The 6577-nt window shown below is 72.2% G+C and carries 4 protein-coding genes and 1 tRNA gene; 1 reads left to right on the forward strand and 4 read right to left on the reverse strand.

Annotated elements, in window-relative coordinates:
- The first annotated feature begins 141 nt into the window (after positions 1-141).
- A tRNA-Tyr gene (locus CCR87_RS13065) sits at positions 142-225 on the forward strand.
- 374 nt (positions 226-599) lie between these two features.
- Here the strand turns inward: CCR87_RS13065 and CCR87_RS13070 are convergent.
- The 4 genes from CCR87_RS13070 to dsrO form a co-directional block, all read right to left on the reverse strand.
- Positions 600-1124 carry a DUF3833 family protein gene (locus CCR87_RS13070; protein WP_201157971.1) on the reverse strand — a complete coding sequence of 175 codons (525 nt, stop codon included), beginning with the start codon at positions 1122-1124 and terminating at the stop codon, positions 600-602.
- A gap of 130 nt (positions 1125-1254) precedes the next feature.
- Positions 1255-4332, reverse strand: a complete 3078-nt coding sequence (locus tag CCR87_RS13075; RefSeq protein ID WP_201157972.1) for a molybdopterin dinucleotide binding domain-containing protein — start codon at positions 4330-4332, stop codon at positions 1255-1257.
- Positions 4325-5458 carry an NrfD/PsrC family molybdoenzyme membrane anchor subunit gene (nrfD, locus tag CCR87_RS13080; protein ID WP_201157973.1) on the reverse strand — a complete coding sequence of 378 codons (1134 nt, stop codon included), beginning with the start codon at positions 5456-5458 and terminating at the stop codon, positions 4325-4327. The genes CCR87_RS13075 and nrfD overlap by 8 nt, the downstream gene beginning before the upstream one ends.
- Positions 5445-6230 carry a sulfate reduction electron transfer complex DsrMKJOP subunit DsrO gene (gene dsrO, locus CCR87_RS13085; protein WP_207186640.1) on the reverse strand — a complete coding sequence of 262 codons (786 nt, stop codon included), beginning with the start codon at positions 6228-6230 and terminating at the stop codon, positions 5445-5447. The genes nrfD and dsrO overlap by 14 nt, the downstream gene beginning before the upstream one ends.
- Positions 6231-6577: the final 347 nt, after the last annotated feature.

Genomic DNA, 6577 nt, shown 5'->3' on the forward strand with positions numbered 1-6577 from the left:
GGGTGAGGAGGGGGGGCGAAGCGGGCCTCCGGCAAACACCAAACCCGGCCTCCGTGCAAGTCCGCCCGCCCGCGCGCCGGGTGGCGCCGCGCAATTCCTGTTGACGCCATCCCGCCGCTGGGATACCCGACCCCGGCTGGAGGGCGACGCGCTGCAAGGTGCGGCAGCGGACTGTAAATCCGCCGGGGAGACCCACGCCTGGTTCGATTCCAGGGTCGCCCACCAGGCTTATCTGTTCTTGACCCGATACGTCTCGCTGCCGGGCGACCGGACCCCCGGAGGGGCCTGTGTTCTGGCGCCGGGGCCTCGTCGGGCACAGCGCCAGTGCCGGACAGCCTCCGCAGGGGCCTGCGCTGCAGCGTCGAGAGCCGCACGGCACCTACGCGACCATGTCCCCGCGGACGCCGCGCCGGTCATCCCCCGGGTGCGCGCACGGCCGGTCGCCATCCCGCCGATGGCCGTGGCCCCGTTGCGTGGAAATCGACCCCATGGAGCGTTTTCCCGCTTGTGTGCCGTTCGTCCGGCCCCCGTGGCAGCCGTTCCGGCAACCGGGATGACCAGGGGGGGCATCGACCGCGTCCGGCCCGCGGGATCGCGGATCAGACCCGCAGCATCTCGAAGCGGACGCGGCCCACCGGCAGGCCCCATCGGGTCACGATCGCCTCGTTGATGACCCGTCCGTCGGGGCCGAAGTAGATCACATCCTCGAACCCCAGCCGTGTGACATCCGCCCCCGAGCGGAAGTCGGCGAGGTAGGACAGGCGCACCTCGGTCCCGGTCTCGATGACCTCGGCCTCGCCGACCGTATCCTCGCGCCGGCCGGTCCAGCGGCCCGGCCCGGTGCGATCAAAGACCCATGTGAGCCGGTTTTCCTCGCCGTCGTCATAAAGGAAATCCTCCACCACGGTCAGCCGGTCGCCGCGCATCCGCCCGTCGAGACGCGCAGTGAAGCGACGCTCGGTGCCGGTCAAGGAGACGCGAAACACGCCCGCCCCCACCGACCGGCCGACAAAGGCACTGTCGAGGGTGATGGGCGCCAGCGGGCCGGACGGGCTGGCGGGGATGCGCGCACAGCCCGCCAGCGCGGCAGCGCCCAGAACGAGGGAACGGCGGGTCAGGGACATGCGGTGGACCTCCGGGTCAGCGGTCCCGCAGACATGACGCCCCACGCGGCGCGGTCAAGTGCGGGCGGGCGGCGCGCAGGACATCGCCACGGCCGGCCACGCGATCCGTGGCCGGTCGCCGCCCGCCCCTTCAGGCCGCACGGCGCAGACGCACCGGCAGGCCCTGGCGCACCGCAGCCCCGGTCACCGGCTCCAGCCAGGTGCCCAGCACGCCCCGCGTGGGATCGGCAAAACCGAGATCGTTGAGCGTCACGCCCGCGCCGATCCACGGGTTGCCCGGCCGTTCGACCCCGTCGATGCGATGGACCCGCGCGCCAAGGTCGCGGTGGCCGAAGCCGTGCTCGATCCCCAGCGCGCCGCGCATCACGCCGGGGCTGACCAGCGCCACGCCGGTGATGCGCCCGCCGGGGCTTTCGACCTCGATCACGTCGCCATGCGCGATGCCCAGCGCCTCGGCGTCGGCGTCGTTGACCAGAACCGGGTTGTTGGGGCGGATCATCCGCAGCCGGTCCAGCCCGGCGGAATAGCCGCCCATCAGCTGCGACTTGAAGCTGAACGCCAGCATCGGCCACTCCGCCTCGGGGAAGGCGTCGCGCATGGGCGTGCCGTCCGACAGCCGCGGCACCTGCCAGATCGGCGTGCCGGGGTGGCGCCGTCCGGTCTGGCTGTCGGTGGCGGTGGCGACGGTTTCGTTGTGCACGCACAGCGCGGTCGTCCAGCGATTGCCCAGCCGGTCGCCCGATACCGCCGCGGCGTAGGGTTGATGGCGCCCGCCCCGGGAATAGAGCTGCGCCACCGGCCCGCGCTCGGCCTCGGGCAGGACCGCCTCGATCATCGGCATGAGGGGGTCAAGGCCCGCCAGCGCGATGTCCTCGGCGGTCGCATCGGGCAAGGGGGTGTCCTGGTGGGCGATGTTGGCCGCCGCGCGCAGGAAGAAATCCTCGGCCCGCTCCAGCGGCAGCATCCGCCCGTCGGCCGCGGGGATCGCGGCCTCGCCAAAGCCTGGCAGGCCCAGGCGCCTGGCCAGCGCGATGAACACCGATTCCATGCTGATGGGCTGGCCATCGGCGGTGCGGTCCTGGCGCGGGGCGACCACGGGCCAGCAGGCCGTGGTCATCTTCGTCAGGTTGCCGCGCCAGGCGCCGGTGAAGCCCCACACCTCGTACATCACCGAGTCGGGAAAGATGTAGTCGGCGTAGCGATTGGTTTCGTTGATGAAGCCGTCGATGGCCACGAACAGCCCCAGCCGGCGCGGATCGCGCAGCCGGTCCGTCACCAGCCCCGCCAGACCCGGCTGGGCATAGAGGGCGTTGTTCATGCAGCTGATCACCGCCTTGAGCGGATAGGGATAGCCATCGAGCGCCGAGGCCAGATGCTCGGTCAGGATCGGCGGGGCCAGCGACCGCCAGGGTGCACGGGCGGGGTAGGGGCTCTCGCCGGCGGCCTGCTTGCGCGCGAACTCGGACGACCGCTCGTATGGCATGCGCGAGCGCGACAGGAAGATCCCCTGCGGCCGCCGCATCCCCGGAAACGTCGCGAGATCATAGAGCGGACCGCGCCCCACGCCGTTGAACGCCCCGCCGCCGTGGGCCGTTCCGCCCGCATGGTTCAGCGACCCGGCCAGCACATTGAGCACCATCAGCCCGAAGGCGGCATGGAACCCCGCGCCCGACATCATGCCGCCGTGGCAATCGACGACGGCGCGCCGTCCGGCTGCCTTGAAGCGGGTGCCAAGGTCGACGATGCGATCCTCGGGGATGCCGCAGGCGGCGGAATACTCGGCCAGGGTGTGTGCCCGCGCGGCCTGCCGCAGCAGCCACAGCCCGCTTTGCACCTTGACCGTGGTGCCGTCGGCCAGCGCCACGGGGGCATCGACCCACAGATCGGCGGTGGCCGCCTGCGGGGCGGGGACGATCCGGCCCTGGGCGCGCACCATCGCCGTGTCGTCCTCGGCGCCCGCCTCGGCCAGCCCGAGGTCGGAGGCCCGCAGCCCGCGCCCGGCGCGCGGGTCGTCGCCGGTGATCACCAGATGGGTGGCGTTGGTGTGGCCCACGTCGCCCGCATCCTCGGCCGCGGCGGCGGTGGGGCGCGCGAGGTAGTCCGCGGCATAGCCGTCGTTGTCCAGCAGCCAGCCGATCAGCGCCATCGCCAGCGCGCTGTCGGAACCCGGCCGGATCGGCACCCACTGTCCCCGGTCGCGCCCGGCATCCGTGACGGCGGCGTTCAGCGCGGGGTCCACAACGGCGTAATCCAGCGTGCCGCGGGCGCGCGCCTCGGCCAGCAGGCGGCCGGAGCGTTTGAACGGGTTGCCCGCCTGGCTGGGCGCGGTGCCCACGAACAGCGCGAATTCCGCCCGCGCCAGGTCCGGCTTGACGTGTTCATAGTTCGCCATGTCGCCCATCATCGCGCCCGAGCCCATCCGGAACGCCAGCCCGCAGTACGAGCCGTGGTGGCCATAGTTGCGCGTGCCGAAGGCGTTGAAGGCGAACCGCCGCAGGATGGCCGAGCGGCCGTAATCGGTCGCCTCCATCACCATCAGCTGGTTGGCGCGGGGCCCGTATTCCGGGTTGTCGGGGTCGATGGGCGTGTCGGGGTCGGCGATGGCCGCCAGGCCGTCGACATGCCCCTCGCCGAACAGATCACCACCGGCGCAGATCTCCTCGATGGCCTGCTCGAAGGGGACGGTCTCCCAGTCGTCGCCCCCGCGCGGCCCGCGGCGCTTCAGGACGCTCAGCACCCGGTGGGGGCTTTCGATCTGCTCGATCATCGCGGCCCCGCGCGCACAGGCGGTGGCGCGGCTTTCGTGCGATCCCAGCGCGCTGAGTTCGCGCATGGCATCGGCCACCGGCGCGTCCTGCGCCAGATGCCGGTCGGCCGACAGCGGGTTGTAGGGGTTGCCCGCCACCCGGATCACCCGGTCGGTGGCCGCGTCGATCCGCACCCGCACACCGCAGCTGGAGGTGCAGCCATAGCACACCGTAAAGGCCATGCGCTGATCGGGGTTCGAGGTCAGCGCGCCGGTGGACAGGTCCACCCGGTACTCCGGGGCGGGCGCGTCGCCATAGATGGCGTGGGCGGGTCTTTCGCCCGCGCTGCCCGACAGCCCGCGGCCCAGCTTCTCCAGCGGGGCGGCATATCCGGCGGCAAAGGTGGCGGCCCCGCCGGCGGCGGCGGCGCCTTGCAGGAACTTGCGGCGGCGGTCATCCATGGCGGGTGTCTCCGGTCGGATGTGGCACCGGCAGGGCCGCGCGCCACGGAATGAAAAGGTTCACGATCAGCACCACCGCCAGCCACAGCCCGAAGCTGCCGATGATCCCCAACAGCCCCTGAGAGCCGAGCGCGAGCACATAGTCCTGGGCACCGGCGCTGTTGCGCGCGACGGTCTGCACCTCCATCAGGACGGTCCAGCGGAACATCCACGCCACATGCAGCGCCACCAGCCCCAGGATCAGCCCGGACAGCCAGCCCATGTCCCGGCCCGCCACCCGCAGGCCCGCGGCGGCGGCAAACAGCCCCGCCCCTGCCGCCAGCCCCCACAGCGCCAGCGCGCGCCAGTGCGGATCGGCGCGCACCGCCTCCAGCGCGGTCGCAACCGAACCGCCCCGCGACATCGCCAGCCCCTGCGCCAGCCAGCCCACCGCCACCAGACCCGCCAGCACCAGCGCGCCCGCGATCACCGCCAGCATCTGCGCATCCGTGATCCGGTCGCGCAGGCCCGTGGCGCGGTTGAGCACCACCACCAGCCCCGCAGCCCCCACGATCCCCGTCGCCACCAGCATCACCGGCAGATATTCGGTGTGCCACAGCGGGCGGGCGCGGATGACCGCGACCTCGGCCCCGGTATAGAGCGCGACCGGCAGCGACACCGCCACCGCCAGCCCCCCGACCACCGGCACCAGCCAGCGCGGCCCGTCCCAGTCACCCGCGCGCACCAGCCGCGCCAGACGCCCCGCGACCCCCGCGCGCCGCGCCGCGCCCGCCAACGGCGCGCGCCACACCAGCCAAGCCAGCGCCAGCACCGCCGCCACATGCAACGGCAGCACGATGCTGCCGATCGACATCCAGGAACTTGGTGTCGGATGGGCATAGAAATGCCACGCCCGCAGCGGCTGGTGCAGATCCGCCAGCAGCGTCACGGGCGCCACCAGCGCCGTGCTGGCGGCGGCCAGCAGCGCCAGCCGCGCCGTCGGCATCCAGCGCGCGCGCCCCAGCACCACCCCCGGCAGCGCCAGCCACAGCGCGCCATACGACAGCGCGATCAGAAAGAAATACTGCACCGCCCACGGGTACCAGGCCACCGCGTACTGCGGGGCCAGAAGCTCAATGCCGTGCATGTTCCACTCCCATCTCCTGGCCCGTGCGGTCGCGCACCTGGCGCAGGGCGGGCGTGGTGGCCGGGCGCGCATCGAAGCGCGCATCGAGGCCGAGGTAAAAGACGTTGGGCCGGGTGTTCATCTCCGGCTGGAGGACCATCAGCGCGTCGCCGTGTTCCTCGATCATGCGCGCGATCAGGCTTTCGGGATCGGCCAGATCGCCGATGATGCGCGCCCCGCCCACGCAGCTCTCGACGCAGGCCGGCAGCAGGCCCGCCTCCAGCCGATGGGCGCAGAAGGTGCATTTGTCCGCCGTCTGCGTGCGTTCGTTGATGAAGCGCGCATCATAGGGGCAGGCCTGCACGCAATACGCACAGCCCACGCAGCGGTCGCTGTCGACGACCACGATGCCGTCCTCGCGCTTCCATGTGGCCTGGACGGGGCAGACGGGGATGCAGGGCGGCTCCTCGCAGTGGTTGCACAGCCGCGGCAGCATCAGCTGCGCCAGCGCCCCGGTCTCGGCGTCCTCGACCTGGGTCTGCGAGACGAAGGTGCGGAAGTTGCCCATGGGGGCGGCGTTCTCGATGTGGCACGACACGGTGCAGGCCTGACAGCCGATGCAGCGGCGCAGGTCGATCAGCATCGCGTAATGGCGCGCCGGATCGCCGCCACGCCGGGGCGGCTGGCGGTTGATCGCAGCCTCCGCTCCACCGAGGGCCGTCAGCGGCACCACCGCCGCGCCCGCGGTCACCCGCGCCATCTGTTCGAGAAAAAGTCGCCGTGTCGGGGTCATGGGGGGTCCTTGAGGGTGAGGCCTGCCACCTCGGAGACAGGGGATGGAGAGCCGCGCTCGGTGCCTGTATCCAACCGTGCACGGCCGGGCGGTGCCTTGCGACAGATCAAGAATGAATGATTTTCCCGAAGGGCGTGATTGGCCGGCATCCAGGGCCCCCGGATCGACCGCCCGGATTCCCTTGGCGCAGGAGCCGAGCGCGCCGCGGGCGTGGCGACGATGGCACAGCCACCTGCGGCGGCAGCCATGCTCGGCGCGCCCCACCGGGTCGCCGCGGGCCGGTCCCGAAGAGTGCGACGGGCCTGTGGTGGAAACGCTCGGGGGCGGGCTGGCATGGGCCTGCGGTG

This window comes from Rhodobaculum claviforme, assembly GCF_016653255.1.
In the GTDB taxonomy this organism is placed as follows: Bacteria; Pseudomonadota; Alphaproteobacteria; order Rhodobacterales; family Rhodobacteraceae; genus Rhodobaculum; species Rhodobaculum claviforme.